Genomic DNA, 21,999 nt, shown 5'->3' on the forward strand with positions numbered 1-21,999 from the left:
GACGTATAAATATGAATTTTTTAGAAGTTGATAAATTAATTATATTTATTTTGTTTATTGTGCCTGGGTTTATTGCAATAAAAACTTATAATTTTTTATATCCATCAAACATTAAATTTTCTGAGCAGGTAGTTGATGCTGTTTCTTATAGCTCAATAAATTATGCATTATGGATAGTACCTAGTTTTTACACGTACAAATATTACATGAATATAGGTAGTTTCTTTGTTCTTGGTGCACTAGCTGTCGTAGTATTGTTCATTTCGCCTGTTGGCTTGGCATTTTTCTGGAAATGGATAAGAGGGGTTAAGTATTTTCAGAAATTTGCTGTACATCCAATAGGAAAGCCATGGGATTACTACTTTGCCAAAAAGAAAACTGGCTGGGTAATAGTTAATATGAACAGTGGTAAAAAATTGGGTGGCTCTTATGGAGTTGATTCATTTTCGTCAAGCTACCTTCATGAAGAGCAAATTTATATAGATGAAGAATGGGTTATAAATGCAGATGGTGGTTTCGAAAGGATTGTAGAGCAAAGTGCAGGTATCATAATTTTCTTAAAAGATGCTGAGTCTGTATCATTCTATTATAGTGGAGATGAACTAAATGACGACTGAGATTAACAAAGATCGAGTTGTTAAACGTATTATCGATAAGGGTTATCAGCCGAGTGATGAGGGTTATAAACCTGAGCCTCATAGACCTGGGCATAGGCCTTCAACATCTGAAAGTAAGCCTAAAAATCCTCCTAAGAAGCGTTGATAATATATTAAATATTACATGCGCACTATTTAATAAGAATTACACTGTAGAAGCACAACGTAATAAGACATGACAGCAACTGTCCTAGTAAACTATTTTTTGTGAAATTAGAGGGTTCTCAAATGAGTAATAAAATTAACGATGATAAAATAAAAAGCTGTTTTATTGGGGATGGCTATCAACCAAGTGATATAGGTAATAAGCCTAATGGCAGGCCTCAAACTGGGCATACACCTGAGCGTTCTGAAGCTAAACCTGTAAATCCACCTAAAAAGCGCTGATTATATTATTGAGTTAGCGTAGGGTGCGCCCAGCGCACCTAGAAAAAACTACTCTAATTTATCTGAAAAACTCTCTGAAAAACCAATTGACTCATTACCCCAGTCTTCCGCATAAACACCTTGCTTCACATAACGATGAAAGCTCGAATATGGCCAGTCTACTACATTTTTAACTAACCCATGCTTAACAGGATTATAGTGCAAATAATCCATATGCCTTATGAAGTCTGCTTCGTCTTTTATTTCATGTTCATAAAATCGACGTTGCCAAATACCTCTTTCGCTTCTTTTAATTTTTGAACGGCTTAACACATCTATTGGTAAATGATATTGCGGACAGGCTTGGGTGGTTAATCGTTTTATCTGCGACCAACGCATACTATAATTAGCATCGTCAGTAGGCATTTTCCAAATACAGTGTAGATGGTCGGGTAGTTGTACCCATGCAATGATTTTAAAAGGATATTGTTGTTGAACTTGTTTGATGCTTTTTTTAAAGGCTTTTAAGAAGTCATCTTCACACAGTATTTTTCTTCGATCGTATGACACCAAAGTAAAAAAGTAGGTAGCACCTTTCGTGTATGAACGAATGTATTGTGACATTTATATTTACCGTATGAATTTTAATACTCTATAGGTGCGCAGGGCGCACCCTACAAATTAAATTACTCCACTACCTCTCCATGTGCCTTCGCTTCACCTTTTTTACCATCTGGCTGTATCACGATAGGCAATACCAACCCTTTCGCAAAGTCATCAGACAGCACATAATCATAGCTACTGGCAGCGATATCAGGCGTGGTATGAATGATGAGTTTCATCTCATTGCCATCGGTTAGCTCATGTGAGACATAGCTTTCACTGAGCTGATCCAAGGCTTTTGATAGTGCCTCATTACTTGCCATGCTCACCGTTAGGTTATGCTGAGCCGTCGCATTATCCACCTTGAAATACTCTGCATAATCACGGACATTTTGGCTATCAAGCGCAAACGGATATTGATAATTGGCAGGGTCAGCGGGCTTTTCACCGCTCGCCATGACAGACCAGTCGATAGTCTTAGTGGCTGTCGTTGACGAGTCTGCGGCCGCCACCACTGGCTCAGAAGCTTGAGCGGCAGTTTCAGCACTGTTGTCGCAGCCTGCCAGTGCCCACATGCTGGCAGTAGCGATTAGCATTATATTCATTAGGCGCTTAGCCATCGACGTATCCTCAGTATTATTAATCATAGACAATGTCCTATCAGCGCTATTTTGACAGGTTTCTTAGTGCTTCTCTAGACAAAAGCAACAAACCGTTTATTCTAATCAACGCTTTACCTAAATCTAGGGTTTTGATGTCAGTTTTGATGTCAGTTTTTATACAGATATTCAATGCAATATTGTTCAATCAACACGCAAAAAAAACAGCCATCCTATGATGACTGTTTTTTATAAGTAGCTAGTTTTTTACAACTGGCAGACTGTTTATAGCTAGCCAACTAGATTTGGCAGTTCACTTGATATTCTTTACCGTTTGCCCATTTGATGGCAAAAATACCTTTGTCGCCTTTCATGTGCCATGCATAGACAGCTTCTGGGTTTGACTCATTAACGTAGCTTGCGGTATCACCTTGCACATCACCATTTAAGATGATTGGTTGCTCAGCCCATTTTACTTTAGGCAAGGTTGCATTGAGCATCACTTGTTTTTTATTGATAGATTGTTTAGCCATGATGGTGCTGTCGTCAGTACAGGTATAAGGTGCTGGTGCCATACGATCATAAGCGGCATCGGTGACGCTTTCTGATGCAGGCGTGTTTGATGCATTTGGCGTAGTAGGAGCCGTGGTCGCACAAGCACTTAATAGGGCAAGGGTAGGTAAGGCAACAGCAAATTTAGTTAGGGTGTTCATGGCATTCTCCAAAGATATAAAAATCATAATGTATTTATTTTTAACAATGCGTTAAGCATATAGCGCATATGGTAACGAAAACAGCGCTTGAAGAATGTTAGAAATTGTTTGTTACGTGTTCATTAAGTTACGTAATCACTGACTAATGTAACGCATCATTTGGCGCGTTTTGGTCGGTATTTAAGCTTTGATTACGCATTTATTAAAAATAAACCGATTGAAGTGAAAAAGCGTCTATCGACCTTTTGACCGATAGACGCTTTTTTGATGAGCTTAAATAAGTGTTCGTCACTCATTTAAGCATCTGCATTTAGCAATGAGATACAGGGCTTTAACTACTTGGTTTTACGCGGTGGCAGACCAGTATGCTGGGTTTGGAAATTGCCTTTGCTCACGCGCTTTTTGGTATTTTTACTGACCGTGTTTTTACTCGCAGCGCCTTTAGCGGATGTGCCATTGGTTGACGAATTATTATTACGCTTCACCGAATCATTACCGAGGCGGCTGTTCTTTTTACGCGCTGATTGATAGCTGTCTTGTGCCGCATCGCGCCCTTCTAAACTGGCGTTGAATGGCGGGATTAAGCAACCACGGTTTTTACCAATCAAATCACCACGACCCATATCTTGCAGAGCTTTACGCAATAATACCCAGTTTTTTGGATCGTGATAGCGCAAGAACGCTTTATGCAATTTGCGCTGCTTACCAGATTTGACGATATCCATGTCACCTTCATCACGGCTGATCTTATGCAGTGGATCTTTGTGCGTGTGATACATGGTGGTCGCTGTCGCCATCGGGCTAGGATAAAACGCTTGCACTTGGTCAGCGCGGTAGCCGTGGCTTTTTAGCCACAGCGCAAGGTTCATCATATCCTCATCTTTCGTGCCCGGATGCGCGGCGATAAAGTAAGGAATCAGATATTGCTCTTTACCTGCTTCTTGGCTGTACTGCTCAAACATGGCTTTGAATTTATCATAGCTGCCCATGCCCGGCTTCATCATTTTCGATAAGACGTTTTCTTCTGAATGTTCAGGCGCAATTTTTAGATAACCACCGACATGATGGCTGACCAATTCTTTGACATACTCAGGGTCTTTTACCGCCAAGTCATAGCGTAAGCCAGAAGCGATAAGAATCTTTTTCACGCCCTTGATATCACGGGCTTTGCGATACAACTTAGTCAAATTACTGTGATCGGTAATCAAGTTTTCGCAGACGTCAGGATAGACACAAGATGGCTTACGGCAATTCTTTTCAATGGTCTCGTCTTTACAGCTCAGACGATACATATTGGCCGTTGGCCCGCCAAGGTCAGAGATAACGCCAGTGTAGTTAGGTGCGGTATCACGAATCGCTTCGACTTCTCGTAGGATAGATTCTTCCGAGCGGTTTTGGATAATGCGTCCTTCGTGCTCAGTGATCGAGCAAAAAGTACAACCACCAAAACAGCCGCGCATGATATTGACTGAGAATTTAATCATGTCATAAGCAGGGATGCGTGCATCGCCATAGCTTGGATGCGGCAAACGTGCGTACGGCAAGTCAAACACATAATCCATCTCTTCGGTCGAGAGCGGAATCGGTGGCGGATTGAGCCAGACATCGATGGAGGTGTGTGAGTTACCAGCGCCGCTACTATGACGTTGCACGAGGGCACGGGCATTACCCGGATTGGTCTCAAGATGTAAGATACGGCTGGCATGAGCATAGAGCACAGGGTCAGATTTGACGTGCTCATAATCAGGCAGACGAATGACCGTCTTTTCACGTGGTGGCATTTTTATTTTATGCTTACGCGCCGTCATTGGCTTATCAAAACCACGCATTTGCACCACTTGCGTTTCTTCGTCAACTTGCTCAGCATTTAGAATTTTATTGGCAACTGGTTCAGACACAAAGCCCGGATACTGTGAAGCCATTCCTGAGAGCGCTTGCCCAACTGGTGAATCGCTGGGTTTGTCTTGCTCGATTGAGCATTGATCCACGTCTTCGGTCATCACATAAGGGTTGATAATTGGGTCAACACGGCCAACGGTATCGACATCATTACTAGCGACTTCAGTCATATCGTCTTGCCAATGGCGGCGTGTTGGCGTCAACAGATATGAAGTACCGCGCAATTTGCTCATCTGCTCAAAGCTATAGCCTTTAGACAGACCATGTACCACATCGACGATGGCGCGCTCAGCATTACCGTACAATAAAACATCGGCACGGGCATCCATCAAGATACTACGGCGGACTTTATCCGACCAGTAATCATAATGAGCGATACGGCGTAGACTGCCTTCGATACCACCTAGGATAATTGGCACATCAGGATAAGCTTCACGGCAGCGCTGGCTATAGACGATAGCGGCGCGGTCAGGGCGTTTATTTGCCACGTTGCCCGGCGAGTACGCATCATCGCTACGAATCTTGCGATCGGCGGTATAGCGGTTGATCATGCTGTCCATGTTGCCTGCGGTCACGCCGTAAGCATAGACAGGTTTGCCCAATTCCATAAACGCGTCTTTGCTCTTCCAATCTGGCTGAGCAATGATACCCACACGAAAGCCTTGTGACTCTAGTAGACGACCGATAATCGCCATACCAAAGCTTGGATGATCGACATATGCATCGCCTGAAATGATGATGACATCACAGGCATCCCAGCCCAAATCGTCCATCTCTTTGCGGCTCATAGGCAAATAAGGCGCTGGCTCGTAGCAGCTTGCCCAATGTTTATCGTAGTCGTAAAGTGGTTTGGTACCTTGTTTAAAGGCGGTGCGGGCGATGGTATCGGCAGACATGAGCGGACCTGTTCATTAGAAAAATGGCACTAAAAAAAGCCGTTATTCATTAAAAATATTAACGGCTAATTTAAAAGCGCTCATTTTAACATGAATTACGCTCATTATGTGATAAACGATTAGCGATAAGTTATTGATAGTTTAAGTAATCTATGAATAAAAAGGCTTCTAGGAACTAATAATCTTTTTGTGCTAAATCATCGTTTATAGTAAGGATTTGCTACTCTAATAACTGAAATGGGAAAGTGACAACGTCAAAAGCTAAGGCAAAAGGCAATAAAACCAGCTTCTGAGCCGTATTTGCGCCACTACGAGACACTTGATTTTGCTGACTTTGGGTATAAAAGCTCACCGTATAAGGCTTAGTTAAAGGGCGATAATTGGATTGGATTAAGCTGAGATTACTCACTTGCGGATAAATAGCGCCTTTGACAGGAACGCTAAAGCAAAAGCGCTGAGCATTGATACGCTGGTCACTGGCTGAGGTACATTCTTTGCCGTTGTTTTGCAAAAAGAACTGATAGTCAGAACGTTTAAATTCATCTCTTAGTTTGGCATAAGACAGCTTCATTTCACCCTGAAAGTAGCCATCGTTATTGGGCACATAAAAGTTCATCTCATTATCGACTTGGATATTTTTTGGCGTCAAATTGGTCAGTAAACCCACCATCTCTGTCCCACCTTGGGTCAGCACATAGCTGTTCTTTTCGCCAACGATAACCATGGTCGCATTTGGCATTTTGGGTAATGCCTGTGCAGGGCGACCAAAAGCTACGATTTGATCTTCAGACAAAACGTGTTTAGTTGTCGTTTTGCTGACTCGATTGTCACTGTCTAATAATGAGCTAGTGGCACAGCCTGAGCTGGCGAGCAATGCCGCAAGGGACGCCACTGATATCACTGTCTTAAAGCTTAATGCTTTTAGTACTGGATTATTACTTTCTTCTTTTCTAATGGTACGGGTGTTTTTAGTCATGGTAAGGCTTCCTTGTCTACTAGGCGATGGACTACTGGTGCGGCATCTATTATTTACTGCCAAACTTTCGTTGATATCGTACCTTGTTTGACCGCGACTTATCTACTTTTAATTAAACAGCCAAGCAGTTTTCATAATCAAATTAATCGAGCAAAATCTTTGTGCCACTTTTAGTAAAGTTCATCACAAATTGGCTTTTAAAGTTGCGCACATTATTCTCATAGGTGAGCAAACCAGTCGTGAATCGATGGTAATCGCTCATATTTTTGGCATTGACCATCAACATAAAATCCGCATCACCAGACACCTCATAACAGCTCATCACCTGTGGCTGTGTATTCATCAAGCGCTCAAACCGATGTTGCATCGAGGTATTTGAGCGCGCCATCTCTATCATTACCACAGCAGTGAGTCCGTAACCCACCTTATTTGGGTCAACGATAGCGACTTGCTTGGTAATGACACCGTTGCTGATTAATGCTTGAATACGGCGCTGGGCAGTAGCGATAGACACATGCACTTGTTCTGCTATGGTTTTTAATGGCAAGGTCGCATCGTCCTGTAATAAATTTAAAATCGCTTTATCGATATCATCTAAAACTTGGCTCATGGTGTTCTCTCTTTTAGAAAGCGTTTTATTCACTGGATTTCTTATAATTATTATCACTATAAGTCAAAATTTAGGAAAATATTTATTTTTAAAGGTTCTAAAAGCTAAATTTATTCGTAAATAGATTTTTATAGGAATAATATCTCACCGACACTCAGTAAAATAGGTGCTATTAATCAAGGTCTAACAACCAAAACTTAGCAACCAAAGCTTAACCCTAACAAGTAAAAGCTCACAGCTGGTTTTCTAATATCTATGTAAACTTACGGTGCTTTTATGTCTACTTCAATGCTTTCTACTGTCTTTGTAAATACGCTAGCAACGACTGTCTCGCGCTTGCCATTGCCAGCGATTTGGACGGCGGGTAGCGCACAGCAACGCACATTAATATTGGGCGTCATACTAGCAATCTTGTCGAACCTTTTATTTGGCGTACTTTATGCTTACAGCAGCTTTTTGGCGCCATTGTCAGGTACGCAAGTCTTTATCTGGCGGATGCTGGCAATGTGGGCGGCATTGGTGGGATATTTGCTGATCAGTGGGCGCTTAGGTTTTCACATCGATAAACTCAAAGCGCTAGGCACAGTTAAACAATGGGCGTGGTTGTTATTGCCAACACCGATATTCTTAAGCCAGTTTTGGTTATTTATGTGGGCACCGGTCAATGGGCAGGGCGTACAAACCGCGATGGGTTATTTCTTATTCCCACTGATGATGGTGGTGTTTGGTTGCCTGCTATTTGGCGAAAAGTTAAGCCGTCTGCAATGGTTGGCGGTTGGCTTTGCCGTATTAGGAGTCGGCAGTGAAATTATCCGTACGCAAAGTGTCTCTTGGGCAACGCTTTGGGTCTGCGGCACGTATCCGCTGTATTATATTTTGCGCCGTTTGCAAGGTATCGGTGCGATTACTGGGTTATTGGTTGATTTGACGATATTTGCACCGTTTGCTTTGGCGTATTTATTTTTTATTGCACCGAGTAGTCTAAGCTTGGTTAGCGGTTCCGGCTTTTTTATTCTCATGCTGGCGGGACTTGGTGTCATGAGCGTGTTGGCCATGAAAACCAATGTGGATGCTAGCCAAATGCTGCCAGTGAATGTCTATGGCATGATGAGCTATTTAGAGCCTGCATTATTATTTATCTTAGCCATCACTGTACTGGGCAACCCTTTTGAATCAGCGATGATTTATAGCTATGGTTTGATTTGGCTCGGTATTGTCTTTTTAATTGCCCATGGGGTTAGGCAATTGCGCCGCGCTCATAAACAATCGCAAACGACAAAGATTGCGCCAGCTATTTGAAAATTAATAAGTAAGCTTGATTGAACAAATAAAAACGGACGATTCAGTATAAAGTTGAATCGTCCGTTTTTTTAAGATTAACACCAATCTGTTGAAAGATGGCTTTAATCTAAATCCTTCTTAAAGCCACGCTGCTTATCACGTTCCCAATCACGGTCTTTAAGCGTTTTACGTTTGTCGTGTTGTTTTTTACCCAGTGCCAAGCCAATTTGACATTTCACCAACGAGTTTTTCCAATAGCAGGATAACGGTACGCAGGCATAGCCTTTTTGGTTGACTGCACCCATTAACTTTTCGATTTCGCGGCGATTAAGCAGCAGTTTACGGGTACGGATACTATCAGGACTGACATGCGTCGAGCTTGAAAGCAGCGGTTGAATATGCGCGCCAAATAAGAATGCCTCATTATTACGAAAGATAATATAAGCTTCGGTAATGGTCATTTTGCCTGCGCGAATGGCTTTTACTTCCCAACCTTGTAACGACAGACCTGCTTCAAACGTTTCTTCAATAAAATACTCGTGTCGAGCTTTTTTATTGGCACAAATTTGATTCTCTGGTTTTTTTGATTTTTTTGACATAATTTCTCCATAAGGACTGCCTACAAATACAAAGTCCTTATCTGACTAGTCCTACTGATTCCTCATCCTAACTCAATAAATGGTATTGTCCTTTATTTGGTTTATAAAACGGATGAGTCGAACCGCCTATTGTAGCAAAGCCTCTAATAAAAATGTAAGTCGGCTATTAGGACAAATGTAGCCAATATAGTCGAAGTCATTTAAGGTGGTCACACAGCAATCGAGCGCAAACAGAAGACTGAGTACATTAAGTGAGGTTAAGGCGGTAACTATTTACAAATGCATCGACGATAAGTATTAAGTTTGAGAAAAATTTGCTAGCATATAGCCTACTATTACTGACCCTATTAGCCACGCTATGAGCCACTCTACTTCTGCTAACTCCTCAAAGCTGCACACCAGAATTTTATATCCTGGTACCTTTGATCCTATTACCAATGGTCATGTAGACTTGGTCACACGCGCCACCAAACTGTTTGATGAGGTCGTTATTGCGGTGGCCTCAGGACATCACAAAAAGCCTTTATTTAACTTTGAGGAGCGCGTCGCCTTAGTCGAGACAGTATTTGCTGACTTACCACAAGTATCGGTGGTGGGTTTTGAAGGTCTACTCGTTGACTTTATGCGTGAAAAAAACGCCACCGCTGTCTTACGAGGTCTGCGTGCGATGTCAGATTTCGAATATGAGTTTCAGCTGGCCAATATGAACCGTGAGCTTGATGAAAACTTTGAAGCGGTGTTTTTGACGCCATCGCAGAATTACTCATTCATCTCTTCGACGATGATTCGAGAAATCGCCAAACTCGGTGGTGATGTGACTAAATTTGTCCCGCCATGTGTCTCACAAGCTTTTGCTGAAAAACTCAATCTTAGATAGCAAAATACCCGCTGACAATGAAGATGTGTCGAACATTTAAACGCATCGAAATCGTCAAAGCCACCGATACAAGTGCTATAAGTAAAATATAAGGAGCAGTCTATGGCGTTATTAATTACTGATGAATGCATCAACTGTGATGTGTGTGAGCCTGCCTGCCCAAACGAAGCCATCTCAGAAGGCGATGACATTTATGTGATTGACCCTGATTTATGCACCGAATGCATTGGGCATTTCGATGAGCCGCAATGCGTAGTCATTTGCCCTGTGGATTGCATCCCTCATGATCCCAATCATGTCGAGACCGAAAGCGATTTGTTGTCAAAATATAAACGCATTACTGGTCAATAAAATATGACAACATCACTCTTATCTACGAAATCAACGAACGACTTTGACCAGCAACATCTCTGGCATCCGTACGCCAGCTTACCGCCCAGTTATCCCAATATTGTGATTAATCACGCTGATGGTATTTATATCGTTACTGAAGACGGCACGCGCTTGATTGATGGGATGTCATCGTGGTGGGCGAGCGTCCATGGCTATAATCATCCCAAACTAAACGCGGCAATTATTGAACAATTGGGTAAAATGGCGCATGTCATGTTTGGTGGTTTGACCCATCAACCCGCAATAGATTTGGGCAAAAAACTGCTGTCAATTGTGCCTGCTGGACTGGATGCCATATTTTATGCCGATAGCGGCAGCATTGCGGTAGAGGTGGCTTTAAAAATGGCATTGCAATATCAAATTGCCGCTAAGCGTCCGCAAAAGTGCCAATTTGCCTCGACCCATTCTGGCTATTATGGTGATACGTGGCATGCGATGAGTGTCTGCGACCCTATCAATGGCATGCACAGCTTGTATGGTAAACAGTTACCTATGCAGCATTTTGTGCCAGCTCCGCCACTAGGCTTTGAGCGTGATATTAGCCAGTCTGAATATGATGAATTAACGGATTTCTTTGATAAAAATAGCGATAAGTTGGCTGGATTTATTATCGAGCCGATTATTCAAGGCGCAGGCGGCATGCGCTTTTATAGTCCTCAATATTTACAATTGCTTCGCAAATTGTGTGATAAATACAAAGTGGTACTAATTACCGATGAAATTGCGACTGGTTTTGGGCGTAGTGGCAAGCTATTCGCTTGTGAGCATGCAGGTATCAGCCCTGATATCATGACGATTGGTAAAGCATTAACTGGCGGTTATATGACTTTTGCGGCGACTTTGTGCACTCGCAAAATTGCCGATACCATTAGCCAAAGTGATTATCCATCCCTTATGCATGGTCCGACCTTTATGGGCAATCCGCTAGCTTGTGCCGTCGCTTGTGCCTCAATTGATTTAATACTCTCCTATGATATTGAAGCACGTACAGCAAATATCCAAACAATAATGAAACAACAACTTGCGCCAGTTGCGAGTTTAAATGGCGTTGCAGAAGTACGTTGTTTGGGTGCAGTCGCCGTCATTGAGCTAAATGAAGCGGTTGATATGTCGACCTTTCAGTCTTTATTGATTGAAAACGGTATTTGGGTCAGACCCTTTGGCAAATTGGTGTATATCATGCCGCCATATGTGATTAGCGAATACGAACTTGTCACTCTTTGCGAAGCGTTATTAAAAGTGGTGAGCACGTATTTAAGCCAAGCTTATTTAACGTAAAAAGGTCAAGAATGAGCGTTCTCTTTATCTCCGGTATCGATACCGACATTGGCAAAACCTACGCCACTGGTATGATTGCAAAGGCACTCATGCAGCAAGGCGTCAACGTCATCACTCAAAAGCTGGTGCAAACGGGCGTGGCGATTAATCCACCCAATGGCGAGATGGGCATTGCTGACGATATCATAGCGCATCGTCAACTCATGGCTATTCCTCTACAGCCATGTGATCTTGATTTTACCACTTGCGTTCATCGCTATGAAAAGCCTGCATCACCGCACTTAGCGACTCGATTATCAGGAGAAGTGCTAGATCCTAAACTGATCACTAGTGCCACCAAACGATTGCAAGCTACGTATGACTTGGTATTACTAGAAGGTGCTGGTGGATTGCTCGTACCAATAACGGAGCAATTATTAATTTTAGATTATATTGCTGCTCAAGGTTATCCGATTGTTTTGGTCACTTCTGGTCGTTTAGGCAGTATCAATCACACATTACTGAGTTTGGAAGCAATAAAAGCCCGTGGATTATCTGTACATAGCGTTATTTATAATCATATCCATGACGATGCTGCTCAGACAGATGCTGAGATTGCAAATAGTACCATGGATTTTTTACAAAATTATTTAGCTGCAAATTACCCCAAAGCGCATTGGTTACAGATACCGTATATAGATGGCAGTCATCAAGCCAATTATGAGGCGTTATCAAAAAGCTATTCATTGTCTTTACCAGTCGATTTCGTCTAAAAGCTTTATGAGTGTGGTTTCTTTTCTATCGCAAAATAGGCTTTTATCTCAAGTCTGCAAATAAATAGAAAACTCATTCCCAATTAGTCGATATGTTTGCTATACTAGCGCGCTTGGTAGACTAGGCAATCGCCGCTGCACACTGGCAACAGACATGCAGGGGAGGAAAGTCCGGGCTACATAGGGCAGCGTGCCAGCTAACGGCTGGGCAGGGTAACTTGACGACCAGTGCAGCAGAGAGTAGACCGCCTTTGGCTTATATGAGTATCGCAAGATGTTCATGTCATCGGTAAGGGTGAAAGGGTGCGGTAAGAGCGCACCGCGTGGCTGGCAACAGTTCACGGCATGGTAAACTCCACGCGTAGCAAGACCAAATAGGCATCGGCATGGCGCGGCCCGCGTTCGATGCGGGTAGGTTGCTTGAGCGTACGAGCGATTGTACGCCTAGAGGAATGATTGTCCACGACAGAACCCGGCTTATCGGTTTACCAAACCTTTTTTATTGTTCGTGATAAAAATGCAGCTAATTTGAATAAATTTCATATTTTCTGCAAAAAATGCCCTTTAGGGGTTGACGACAGTCAGCAGCTTGGGTAAAATGTGCATCCTAAAATGGCGATGTAGCTCAGCTGGTTAGAGCGCATGACTCATAATCGTGAGGTCAAGAGTTCAAGTCTCTTCATCGCCACCATTTTTAGCAATACCTGTAATATTAAAAAAACCAATCACTATTTGATTGGTTTTTTTTTGTCTGAAATAAACTATTTCAGAATATGGTGAATGGCTCAATGCGCACCATAAAATTATAATTACCTACTGATTTCTTGCTAAATCATAGCTTTATCTGTTTAGGTACAGATTAATTGTTGTAACTTATGTCCCTCTTACTTATCATAGGGGCTGTTTTCGGTAAAGTCCTGTAACGCCATGTCTGTACAACTACCTCCTTATCGTCCTATCAAGCATCGCAGTGGTCTAAAAGTCATGGGTGCCGCATTTCATGCTTTGCTGATGCGTGAGCTGCAAACGCGCTTCGGTGGTTATCGCTTGGGCTATCTGTGGGCACCACTAGAGATACTGTTCCAAGTTGCTATTTATTTGATAGTATTTGGCGCTATTATGACCCGTGTGCTGCCAGGGATGGATTACATGTTATTTCTGGTGGCAGGCCTAGTGCCTTTTCGTATGATGAGTACCATAGCAACACGATCGTTAGGAGCAGTTGAGGCCAATCAAGGGCTTTTAATGTATCGATCAGTACGTCACATTGACGTCATTATTGCCCGCTCATTTTTAGAGTTAGTGATTTATTTTTTTACCTTTGTACTGTTGTTAGTCATACTTGCATTCATTGGTATTCCCATCAGCCTTGCACATTTGAATGTAGTATTGTTTTGTTGGTTAACCTTATTCTTATTTGGTTTTGGTCTAGCGATGATTATGATGGTTGTCGGTTATTATGGTGGTGAAATCAGCAAAATTATAGGTTTGATTTTTACTATTTTATATTTTGTATCTGGAATTATGTATTCTATTCATATTATTCCTGAACCATATCTGAGTTATTTATTATATATTCCATTTGTCCATAATATTGAACTAATGAGAAATGCACTATCTCCTACTTATCCTGCGTATCATATTGACATAACGTATTTTTTAAAATGGATGGTCGCAGTCAATTTCTTAGGTTTATTGATGTATAAAGCGGTCGAAAAAGACCTTATCCGTTCAAAGTAGTGACAGGTAAATGAATGATTGAGATTAAAAATGTTTCTAAGTCATTTATGACCAAGCAAGGTCGGCATTATCTATTTAAAGATCTAAATCTGACTATTGGTGATAAAAAAAGTGTGGGTTTACTCGGTCGTAATGGGGCGGGTAAATCAACTTTGCTGCGTATTATTTGCGGACTAGATAAGCCTGATCACGGAGAGATTATTACCGACTCGACGATTTCTTGGCCAGTAGGGGTAGCCGGCGGTTTCCAAGGTAGTTTGACGGGTCGTCAAAACGTCCGCTTTGTTTGCCGCCTTTATTCAAGCGGTTCCTATATTGACGAAAAAATTCGTTTTGTGGAAGAGTTTGCAGATATCGGAAACTATTTCGATATGCCGGTAAAAAGTTATTCATCAGGCATGAGAGCGCGATTAACCTTTGGGCTAAGTTTGGCCTTTGATTTTGATTATTATATGCTTGATGAAGCGGGTGCGGTTGGGGACGCGGCTTTTCGTAAGCGTAGTGAAGAGATATTGGCCGCGCGCCGTGAACAAGCAGGGTTTTTAATCGTATCGCATAACATCGGTGATATTAAGCGTAATTGTGATATTGGTATTGTGCTAATGGATCAAACAGCACACGTCTTTGAAGACACAACAGAAGCGATTGAGGTATATGAAGAGCATGTCCACAAAGCGAAAAAATAAGATAATTGACTTCTCGCTGTTTATTGGCTTGGTGGTCCTCCCTTGGGTATTGGTGATATTTTATGTCATGACCATTGCTCATCCGCGGTTTATTTCGACGGCTGATGTGGTGGTCAAACAAGTCAGTGATACCAGTGTGCCTTCTGGCGGTGGACTGTCGGCCTTGTTGGGTGTGAACAGTACCAGTAAAGAAGATGCGACTTATCTGACCGAGTATATTCTATCCAATGATATGGTGAAGCGCCTTGATAATAAGTTCAAGTTCCGCGAAGCGTATCATGTCGATGGCTCAGATCCACTTAATGAGATTGAGCCTGATGCCACACAAGAAGAGTTACTTGAGTACTTTAAAAAACGCGTGCACATCAATCTGGACGAGCAAAGCTATGTGCTGTCAGTATCGACAGAAGCCTTTGATCCAAAGTATGCTTTTGAGCTGAATAAAACGATCCTCAATGAGTCTGAGCAGTTCGTCAACCGTATTTCACAAGAGGTGGCTCGTGATCAGTTGTTATTTGCAGAGACGCAATTGGATGAATCACAAGATCGCTTGAATGATGCCAAAGAGAAATTGTTAAACTATCAGAACGAAAATGAGATTTACGATCCACAATCCAATGCTCAAATTGTGAATCAGCTGATTGGTAGTTTGCAAGCGCAATTAAGCTCATTACGTACCGAAGAGCGTCAATTACTCAGCTATCTAAATCCAGATGCTCCGCAAGTAGTGTCATTAAGAAGCCAGATCAAAGCAGTCGAAGAGCAAATCAACCAAGAGCAAACTAAGCTGACATCACCGAATACCACCAAGTTAAACCGTCAAGCGGTACAGTTTGAGACTATCAAGGCAGATGTTGATTTCGCTACTGAGCTCTATAAATTGTCGTTATCTTCACTTGAGAAGGCACGTTTAGAAGCTTTTAAAAAGATGAAGAATTTGATTGTTATCTCAACACCATATCAGGCTGAAGAAGCAACTTATCCACGCCGTGCTTATATTATTTGGACGTCGCTAGCATTACTTTTGATGCTTTATGGATTTGTGCGCCTAGTGATGGCGGTTGTCCGTGATCATCGTAGCTAGTTTTAACACACCAGATATCAGTAATGATCGATAGATCAGCAAAGGAATACCACTCATGAATATGAAACCACGTCCTCTTGTGACCGTGATAAAAGTGTTAAGTTTGGCCATGGCCGCCAGCAGTGTATCAGCACTAGCAGCAGGCAGTTATGCTGATCAAATCTCAGGATCTAGCTTTGGCACCAGCAATAACAGCATGAGTCAAGACCAAAACAGCAATAACATCAATGTCTCAACACAGGCATTTGCAGGTGGTGTATCAGGACAGGCGACCGCGCAAGAAGCGGTTAATGCCTCAAGCTTGCCAAGTCAGTCAGTCATCAATACCACGCGCCCCTATCAAGACATCAATACGCAAGACATGATGTTTGGTGAGCAGCTCTTCCGTGGAGCATTTTCGACCACCTCTGGCTCTACCTTTAATGACAGTTACGTGATCAACCCAGGTGATAACGTCCAAGTACGGATGTGGGGCGCTTATCAATATGCTGCTACCATGACCGTCGACCCACAAGGCAATATTTTCTTACCAAATATCGGTCCAGTACGTGTCTCAGGTGTGCAAAATGGCAGTCTACAAAATGTGGTAAAAAGTGCTGTCAGTCGTATTTATCGCTCGAACGTTGGCGTGTATGCTTCATTAGAACAAGCACAGCCAGTAAAAGTATTTGTAACAGGTTTCGTTAAACAACCTGGTTATTACGGCGGTTTAGCAGCAGACTCTGTATTGTCTTATTTGGATAGAGCAGGCGGCGTTGACCCAACACGTGGTAGTTATATTGATATTCAAATCAAACGTAATGGGCAAATGCTACAGCAAGTCAACCTGTATGATTTTTTACTAGCGGGTAAATTACAAGCATTCTCTTTTCGTGACGGCGATGTGATTACGGTCGCGCCGCAGAAAAAAACCTTTGAAGTAGGCGGTCAAGTCCAAAACGAATATACCTTTGAATTTGATGTGAACGATCTGACCATTGGTGATGTATTGCAAGTGGCCAATCCAGCAGCAAATGCGACCAACGTTAGTATCACTCGTAGTGCAGGACGCGCGCAGACGGCAGAATATTACTCGTTAGCAGAAGCTCAAAACGTGCCTGTTTATAATGGTGATCAGATGGTAGTTACCTCCGATCGCTATGCGGGCACAATTGCGGTGCAAGTAAAAGGTGCGCATACGGGTAATGGTGCCATGGTTGTACCATATGGTGCTCGCTTAAAGGACATCGTGCCACAGCTACAGCCAAGCCCACTCGCTAAACTGACTCATCTGACCATTTATCGTGAGTCTGTTGCTGAGCAACAAAAACGCATGATTAATGAGTCGCTCGATCGTCTAGAAGAGCTGACGCTTGCCACGCAGTCAACCACTCGTGAAGAAGCAGCACTGCGTCAAGACGATGCAGCGTTGGTTAAGCAGTTTGTTGCCAAAGCGCGTAATGTTAAAACGACGGGTCAAATTGTTGTCGTCCCGAATTCGTGGCAGGATATTATTCTGCAGCAAGGTGATATCATTGAGATACCTGCGCAAACGTCTGTCATTACCGTTAATGGTCAAGTACGAGCACAAGGCGCGCTGACCTTTAATCCAGATTATACCGTTGGTGATTATGTTGCCAATTCAGGCGGTTTCTCTGACAATGCTGATGTTAAAGAAATCTTGATTATCCATCAAAATGGCGCCAGTGAGGTGGTCAATACCGCTTACCGTATCCAGCAAGGCGATGAGATTATGGTATTACCAAAAGTCAAAACCAAGCGCGTAGAAATTGCTCGTGGCTTATCGCAAATTGTTTATCAGTTGGCCATTGCTGCTAAAGTGGTTCTCGATTTATAACCATTATTGAAAAGTTGTATAACAAGAGAACAAGTCATTTGCATAGATAGATGCAAAAGTAATGAATAAGGGTGTTAGAAATGGCAAAAAGCGCGGCAGATGATGTCAATGTGGCAGTGACCTCTCACTCTGATAATGCCTTGCTTTTGCCATCATCCGCATACCAATTGCCACAGCATTTGGCGGTCATTGGTAAGGGTATGCGTCAAAACAATGTACTTTTGTCTCAGGTATTGCAGGCAGATATTCAGCGCTGGTATCCGTGGTCAGGTATACAGCAACGTATCAATGCAGGTAAAACGCATTTACTGTCTGCATTGCCATTACCTAATGTTGTAAAAAATCAGATAACTCATTTGTCCAGCTCCTCTCTCTCTTTTCAGCAACCCGATGCCTTTATCGGTTGGGGTCGTAAAAAAAGTTATCAACGAGCTAATACAGTGGCTAAGCGGCAAAAGCTTGAGACATTGAGTGTTGAAGATGGCTTTTTGCGCTCATTAGATTCTGGTATTGGTAGCCGTCATGGCCTGAGTGTCGTCGTTGATGACCTTGGTATTTATTTTGATATGACGCATGACTCACGCCTTGAGCGGCTGATTATTGAGCGTACTAAAAATGCTACTACGCCTAATAATCACGAAATAGATGACGCGCACGCGAGGCAATTGATTGCACGTATTTGTAATGAGCAGCTCAGTAAATATAACACAGTGATCGATTGTCCGTCCTTGAATAAATTGATAAATGAAGACGGCGTTAATACAACAGCAGATCCATTGAAATCGCATGTTTTATTGATTGACCAAGTGGTTGGTGATGCTTCTATCACCGGTGCGGGCGCGGATAAACGTCAGTTTAAGAAGATGTTAACATCTGCGTGTCGTAATCATCCTCATGCCCATATTTGGATAAAGGCACATCCTGCATCAAAATCGGGATACCTGACTCGTTTAAAACTACCTAAGCAGGTTCGGTTATTAACTCAAGCGCTCAATCCTATCGAGCTATTAGAGCAAGTTGACCATGTTTATACGGTCAGCTCCCATATGGGCTTTGAAGGGTTGATGTTAGGTAAAACAGTACATTGCTTCGGGGTCAACTGGTATAGTGGCTGGGGTCTAACTGATGACAGCGGCGCACCCAAAAATCTGCTTAAAGCGGTCGAAAAACGTCGTCAAAAACTTGTCAGCAAACAGCTAGAGTCTAGGGGACACTCAAATCCTGCGTTGTTTCCTACATCATTTGCTAAAAAAACATCTGCAACGTTAGAAACGTTATTTTATAGCGCCTATATAGATTATAGTCGTTATGTAGATCCAGCCACCAAGCAAGCCTGTGATATTGATACAGCGATAGAATGGCTAGTGACTAATCGATATTGGCAAGCGCGCCTTGAAGGGGATCTCACGATATATGAATTTAGTCGCTGGAAATTACCATTTGTAAAAGCTTTTACGAATCTACCGCGTACGACATTATTTATCAAACCCAAGCCACGTCTCAAGAATTTATTGCATCCTGATCATTTTCGTGTTGATTATCAGCAGCCTCTACTAGCGTGGGGTTTGGCTAAACGCCAGCAAGTACAAAATAAATTACAGCGTAAGCTTGAGAGACAGCCACATTTGTCCCTACCGTCTATATACTGTATGGAAGATGGATTTATCCGCTCAAATGGTTTGGGCGCGACGTTGTTAGCACCGTTGTCGGTCGTCATAGATAAGCAAGGCATTTATTATGATGCGACCCAGCCTTCAGATTTAGAGACGTTGCTATATCATTGCCAGGCACTGAACCCACAGCAAAGTGTCCGTGTACAACAGCTGCAAGATAAATTGCTGAATCAGCGGGTGAGTAAATACAATGTTGGGGCTGAGGTCGACAGTGCTAATAACCAGTATACTTCGTGGATGCATGAGGCTAGGGTATCTGGCAAGCGCCGTCTGCTTATCATCGGTCAAGTCGAAGATGATTTATCGGTGCAGTACTGCGGCTCGACGATCAAAACCAACAGCGGCTTGATTGAGCGTGTATGCAAAGACAATCCTGAGGCTTATCTTATTTATAAGCCGCATCCTGACGTTGAAGCAGGGCTAAGGACTGGTAAGGTTAGCGCAGAGTTTTTACAGCAGGTCAGTGCCGTCGCCTATGATACTGCGATGCCTGATTGCTTAGAATGTGTCGATGAAGTACATACGATTAGCTCATTGACTGGCTTTGAGGCGTTGCTGCGCGGTTTAGACGTTACTTGCTACGGCTTACCGTTTTATGCTGGTTGGGGGTTAACGGCAGATATTGATGCCCAATTACCACCGAAAGCTGACTATTTAGAGAGACGAAAACGCGACACTGCATTAACGCTTGAGCAATTATTATATTGTGCGCTTATTCGCTATCCCTTATATCGTTTGCCAAATGGCTACGGGCTTGCACAAGTAGAGCAAGTGATTGACTATTTATACCCTCCTAAAAGCGCTCCTTTGCTTAAAGATATTCATAATACAGCGTCTCAAGCGCAAATATCTAGCCCTATAAATAGCTCGATTAACCATGCGACTTCAGTTTTATCCACGCTATCTGCAAACTTTAAACGCCAATCGACGACTCGTTTTATGCAGCAGCGTCATCAATGGCAGCAGCGCCTGCGTAAACTATCTCGTTAGTTTATTCTAAACTTATGACGTAAATCCATTGCGACAAGTAGGGGCTTTTTCGGTATAATCAGTGATGATTAGTGTGTATTTACACGGCTTAACATTCAAATTGTTTAATAAATACTCCCGCTTTTATCCTTCATCTTCTCATTAATGGTAATTCAATACTATGGCAGCTTCGATGTCTCACTTGCTTACTCATCGACACGTCTTGCTGTTACAAGGAAAGATGGGCGGATTCTTCAACCGTTTTTCGACATTTCTGCAAACTCAAAATATTAAGGTTAGTAAGATTAACTTTAATGCAGGTGATGCATTTTTTTATCATCATGATAATACCTATGAATATACTGATACATTAGCGCAGTTCTCTTCTTGGTTGCAGGCTTTCATTGAAGAAAATAGCATTGATGCGATTGTCTGTTTTGGTGATTGTCGTCCGCATCACACCCAAGCTGCTTATATCAGTGAGCAGTTGGGCACCTCTTTTTTTGTATTTGAAGAAGGCTACTTGCGTCCCGATTACATTACATTGCAAGAATATGGCATTAATGGCTATTCGCGCTTAAATACGGCAGATATTAAAGCGCTCAAAAAAGCCAATGATAAACCACTGTATACTCACAATCGTTTTTATCGTTTGAGTATCGCTGCGATTGTCTACTATATTATCGTTTGGGTGTACAAAAGTCGCTATCCGCATTATTCGCATTATCGCGGGATGACGGCGTGGCAAGAAGCAATCGCTTGGCTCAAAGCACCATGGCGTAAATTGCGAGGGTATTTACCTGATAAGCGATTGCAAAATAAGCTGACCAAAGAACAAAGTAATAATTATTTTTTGATTAGTTTACAGGTGCATAATGACTCGCAGATTACCCATCATAGTGACTATCGTGATGTGGTGCAGTTTATTGATGAGTCTATTGCCAGCTTTGCAGAGTATGCTGATAAGCAGCAATTACTGGTATTTAAGCATCATCCGTTAGATCGTGGTCATCGAGATTATCGCGAGCTGGTATCTAGCTTGGCTAGACGCTATCAAGTGGCGGATCGTGTATTTTATGGTTGCGACATGCACCTGCCAACCTTGATGAAACACAGTATTGGGATGGTTACTATCAATAGCACGACAGGGTTGCAATCGGTATATCACAAAAAACCTACCAAAATCATGGGTCGCGCGATTTATGATACGCCGAAACTGATAGATCAAAAACCACTGAATGAGTTTTGGCAACAACCTAACCGCCCAGATAATGAGTTTTATCTTAGATTCCGTGAATACTTGATAGAGCAAACTCAAATCAACGGGGCTTTTTACGGTAAGTCACCATGGATGCATAAATATCTGCATAGCGCAGGATGTGAACCCATAGAGAGCGATCTGTCCAAAACCAATACCCCTCAGTAGATTATTGATTGTTCATATTTAGTTAGCATGAGTCTTGTCGAAGTGAATAAGGTGCTATCAAGCCGCTCGCTTTCTATCTGTACAGT

20 protein-coding genes, 1 tRNA gene and 1 other RNA gene are annotated in these 21,999 nt (G+C 42.5%); 15 read left to right on the forward strand and 7 right to left on the reverse strand.

Translation table 11 applies throughout. The features are described 5' to 3' along the window. Window positions 1–11: 11 nt before the first annotated feature. Window positions 12–617 (forward strand): DUF6338 family protein, encoded by a 606-nt coding sequence (locus tag JMW85_RS02765; RefSeq protein ID WP_201580888.1) that lies wholly within the window; start codon window positions 12–14, stop codon window positions 615–617. A 267-nt stretch (window positions 618–884) separates the two neighbouring features. After that, the gene (locus JMW85_RS02770) at window positions 885–1,043 is read left to right on the forward strand and encodes a hypothetical protein (protein WP_181209548.1); all 159 of its coding nucleotides are present in this window, start codon (window positions 885–887) and stop codon (window positions 1,041–1,043) included. Window positions 1,044–1,091: 48 nt separating this feature from the next. Here JMW85_RS02770 and JMW85_RS02775 read toward each other — a convergent pair whose 3' ends face one another. From JMW85_RS02775 to JMW85_RS02800, 6 genes are all read right to left on the reverse strand, one after another. Next, window positions 1,092–1,646 (reverse strand): REP-associated tyrosine transposase, encoded by a 555-nt coding sequence (locus tag JMW85_RS02775; RefSeq protein ID WP_181209549.1) that lies wholly within the window; start codon window positions 1,644–1,646, stop codon window positions 1,092–1,094. A gap of 62 nt (window positions 1,647–1,708) precedes the next feature. Next, window positions 1,709–2,272, reverse strand: a complete 564-nt coding sequence (locus tag JMW85_RS02780; protein ID WP_227681646.1) for a hypothetical protein — start codon at window positions 2,270–2,272, stop codon at window positions 1,709–1,711. A gap of 251 nt (window positions 2,273–2,523) precedes the next feature. Next, entirely contained in the window at window positions 2,524–2,937 is a 414-nt protein-coding gene (locus JMW85_RS02785; protein WP_045443583.1) for a hypothetical protein, read from the reverse strand. A 335-nt stretch (window positions 2,938–3,272) separates the two neighbouring features. After that, window positions 3,273–5,732 (reverse strand): YgiQ family radical SAM protein, encoded by a 2,460-nt coding sequence (locus tag JMW85_RS02790; RefSeq protein WP_201580889.1) that lies wholly within the window; start codon window positions 5,730–5,732, stop codon window positions 3,273–3,275. A 220-nt stretch (window positions 5,733–5,952) separates the two neighbouring features. After that, on the reverse strand, window positions 5,953–6,708 hold the full coding sequence (locus JMW85_RS02795; protein ID WP_201580890.1) for a hypothetical protein: 756 nt from the start codon (window positions 6,706–6,708) through the stop codon (window positions 5,953–5,955). Window positions 6,709–6,850: 142 nt separating this feature from the next. After that, window positions 6,851–7,318: an Lrp/AsnC family transcriptional regulator gene (locus tag JMW85_RS02800; protein ID WP_201580891.1), complete on the reverse strand. Its 468-nt coding sequence runs from the start codon at window positions 7,316–7,318 to the stop codon at window positions 6,851–6,853. Between the two features lie 276 nt (window positions 7,319–7,594). Here JMW85_RS02800 and rarD point away from each other — a divergent pair, with 276 nt between their 5' ends. Then, window positions 7,595–8,617, forward strand: a complete 1,023-nt coding sequence (rarD, locus tag JMW85_RS02805; RefSeq protein ID WP_201580892.1) for an EamA family transporter RarD — start codon at window positions 7,595–7,597, stop codon at window positions 8,615–8,617. A 104-nt stretch (window positions 8,618–8,721) separates the two neighbouring features. On the opposite strand, the gene smpB is transcribed toward rarD, so the two are convergent. Then, complete coding sequence (gene smpB, locus JMW85_RS02810) at window positions 8,722–9,198, reverse strand: SsrA-binding protein SmpB (RefSeq protein ID WP_011512728.1); 477 nt, start codon at window positions 9,196–9,198, stop codon at window positions 8,722–8,724. 358 nt (window positions 9,199–9,556) lie between these two features. Here smpB and coaD point away from each other — a divergent pair, with 358 nt between their 5' ends. From coaD to JMW85_RS02870, 12 genes are all read left to right on the forward strand, one after another. After that, window positions 9,557–10,075 (forward strand): pantetheine-phosphate adenylyltransferase, encoded by a 519-nt coding sequence (gene coaD / locus JMW85_RS02815; RefSeq protein WP_045453657.1) that lies wholly within the window; start codon window positions 9,557–9,559, stop codon window positions 10,073–10,075. Window positions 10,076–10,177: 102 nt separating this feature from the next. Further along, entirely contained in the window at window positions 10,178–10,426 is a 249-nt protein-coding gene (locus JMW85_RS02820; RefSeq protein ID WP_197215874.1) for a YfhL family 4Fe-4S dicluster ferredoxin, read from the forward strand. Between the two features lie 3 nt (window positions 10,427–10,429). After that, a complete protein-coding gene (bioA, locus tag JMW85_RS02825) occupies window positions 10,430–11,746 on the forward strand; it encodes an adenosylmethionine--8-amino-7-oxononanoate transaminase (protein ID WP_201580893.1) in 1,317 nt (438 codons plus the stop codon). A gap of 11 nt (window positions 11,747–11,757) precedes the next feature. Then, on the forward strand, window positions 11,758–12,498 hold the full coding sequence (gene bioD, locus JMW85_RS02830; protein WP_201580894.1) for a dethiobiotin synthase: 741 nt from the start codon (window positions 11,758–11,760) through the stop codon (window positions 12,496–12,498). Between the two features lie 113 nt (window positions 12,499–12,611). Further along, window positions 12,612–12,994, forward strand: an RNA gene (rnpB, locus tag JMW85_RS02835) — RNase P RNA component class A. A 118-nt stretch (window positions 12,995–13,112) separates the two neighbouring features. Beyond that, window positions 13,113–13,189: transfer RNA gene (locus JMW85_RS02840), tRNA-Met, on the forward strand. A 236-nt stretch (window positions 13,190–13,425) separates the two neighbouring features. Continuing rightward, complete coding sequence (locus JMW85_RS02845) at window positions 13,426–14,238, forward strand: ABC transporter permease (protein WP_201580895.1); 813 nt, start codon at window positions 13,426–13,428, stop codon at window positions 14,236–14,238. 14 nt (window positions 14,239–14,252) lie between these two features. Beyond that, window positions 14,253–14,924, forward strand: a complete 672-nt coding sequence (locus JMW85_RS02850) for an ABC transporter ATP-binding protein (RefSeq protein ID WP_201580896.1) — start codon at window positions 14,253–14,255, stop codon at window positions 14,922–14,924. Next, entirely contained in the window at window positions 14,902–16,008 is a 1,107-nt protein-coding gene (locus JMW85_RS02855; protein ID WP_227681647.1) for a capsule biosynthesis protein, read from the forward strand. Before JMW85_RS02850 ends, JMW85_RS02855 begins: the two co-directional genes overlap by 23 nt. Before the next feature lie 55 nt (window positions 16,009–16,063). Then, complete coding sequence (locus tag JMW85_RS02860) at window positions 16,064–17,845, forward strand: polysaccharide biosynthesis/export family protein (protein ID WP_060490417.1); 1,782 nt, start codon at window positions 16,064–16,066, stop codon at window positions 17,843–17,845. 80 nt (window positions 17,846–17,925) lie between these two features. After that, on the forward strand, window positions 17,926–20,508 hold the full coding sequence (locus tag JMW85_RS02865) for a capsular polysaccharide biosynthesis protein (RefSeq protein WP_201580898.1): 2,583 nt from the start codon (window positions 17,926–17,928) through the stop codon (window positions 20,506–20,508). A 160-nt stretch (window positions 20,509–20,668) separates the two neighbouring features. Continuing rightward, window positions 20,669–21,913 carry a capsule biosynthesis protein gene (locus tag JMW85_RS02870; RefSeq protein ID WP_201580899.1) on the forward strand — a complete coding sequence of 415 codons (1,245 nt, stop codon included), beginning with the start codon at window positions 20,669–20,671 and terminating at the stop codon, window positions 21,911–21,913. Window positions 21,914–21,999: the final 86 nt, after the last annotated feature.

Source organism: Psychrobacter glacincola, assembly GCF_904846075.1.
Classification (GTDB): Bacteria; Pseudomonadota; Gammaproteobacteria; order Pseudomonadales; family Moraxellaceae; genus Psychrobacter; species Psychrobacter glacincola_C.

What these genes read in the sequence shown, in the direction of transcription:
- JMW85_RS02765 (WP_201580888.1), top strand. Translation starts at nt 12, where the DNA reads ATGAATTTTTTAGAAGTTGATAAATTAATTATATTTATTTTGTTTATT.
- JMW85_RS02770 (WP_181209548.1), top strand. Translation starts at nt 885, where the DNA reads ATGAGTAATAAAATTAACGATGATAAAATAAAAAGCTGTTTTATTGGG.
- JMW85_RS02775 (WP_181209549.1), bottom strand. Translation starts at nt 1,646, where the DNA reads ATGTCACAATACATTCGTTCATACACGAAAGGTGCTACCTACTTTTTT.
- JMW85_RS02780 (WP_227681646.1), bottom strand. Translation starts at nt 2,272, where the DNA reads ATGATTAATAATACTGAGGATACGTCGATGGCTAAGCGCCTAATGAAT.
- JMW85_RS02785 (WP_045443583.1), bottom strand. Translation starts at nt 2,937, where the DNA reads ATGAACACCCTAACTAAATTTGCTGTTGCCTTACCTACCCTTGCCCTA.
- JMW85_RS02790 (WP_201580889.1), bottom strand. Translation starts at nt 5,732, where the DNA reads ATGTCTGCCGATACCATCGCCCGCACCGCCTTTAAACAAGGTACCAAA.
- JMW85_RS02795 (WP_201580890.1), bottom strand. Translation starts at nt 6,708, where the DNA reads ATGACTAAAAACACCCGTACCATTAGAAAAGAAGAAAGTAATAATCCA.
- JMW85_RS02800 (WP_201580891.1), bottom strand. Translation starts at nt 7,318, where the DNA reads ATGAGCCAAGTTTTAGATGATATCGATAAAGCGATTTTAAATTTATTA.
- rarD (WP_201580892.1), top strand. Translation starts at nt 7,595, where the DNA reads ATGTCTACTTCAATGCTTTCTACTGTCTTTGTAAATACGCTAGCAACG.
- smpB (WP_011512728.1), bottom strand. Translation starts at nt 9,198, where the DNA reads ATGTCAAAAAAATCAAAAAAACCAGAGAATCAAATTTGTGCCAATAAA.
- coaD (WP_045453657.1), top strand. Translation starts at nt 9,557, where the DNA reads ATGAGCCACTCTACTTCTGCTAACTCCTCAAAGCTGCACACCAGAATT.
- JMW85_RS02820 (WP_197215874.1), top strand. Translation starts at nt 10,178, where the DNA reads ATGGCGTTATTAATTACTGATGAATGCATCAACTGTGATGTGTGTGAG.
- bioA (WP_201580893.1), top strand. Translation starts at nt 10,430, where the DNA reads ATGACAACATCACTCTTATCTACGAAATCAACGAACGACTTTGACCAG.
- bioD (WP_201580894.1), top strand. Translation starts at nt 11,758, where the DNA reads ATGAGCGTTCTCTTTATCTCCGGTATCGATACCGACATTGGCAAAACC.
- JMW85_RS02845 (WP_201580895.1), top strand. Translation starts at nt 13,426, where the DNA reads ATGTCTGTACAACTACCTCCTTATCGTCCTATCAAGCATCGCAGTGGT.
- JMW85_RS02850 (WP_201580896.1), top strand. Translation starts at nt 14,253, where the DNA reads ATGATTGAGATTAAAAATGTTTCTAAGTCATTTATGACCAAGCAAGGT.
- JMW85_RS02855 (WP_227681647.1), top strand. Translation starts at nt 14,902, where the DNA reads ATGTCCACAAAGCGAAAAAATAAGATAATTGACTTCTCGCTGTTTATT.
- JMW85_RS02860 (WP_060490417.1), top strand. Translation starts at nt 16,064, where the DNA reads ATGAATATGAAACCACGTCCTCTTGTGACCGTGATAAAAGTGTTAAGT.
- JMW85_RS02865 (WP_201580898.1), top strand. Translation starts at nt 17,926, where the DNA reads ATGGCAAAAAGCGCGGCAGATGATGTCAATGTGGCAGTGACCTCTCAC.
- JMW85_RS02870 (WP_201580899.1), top strand. Translation starts at nt 20,669, where the DNA reads ATGGCAGCTTCGATGTCTCACTTGCTTACTCATCGACACGTCTTGCTG.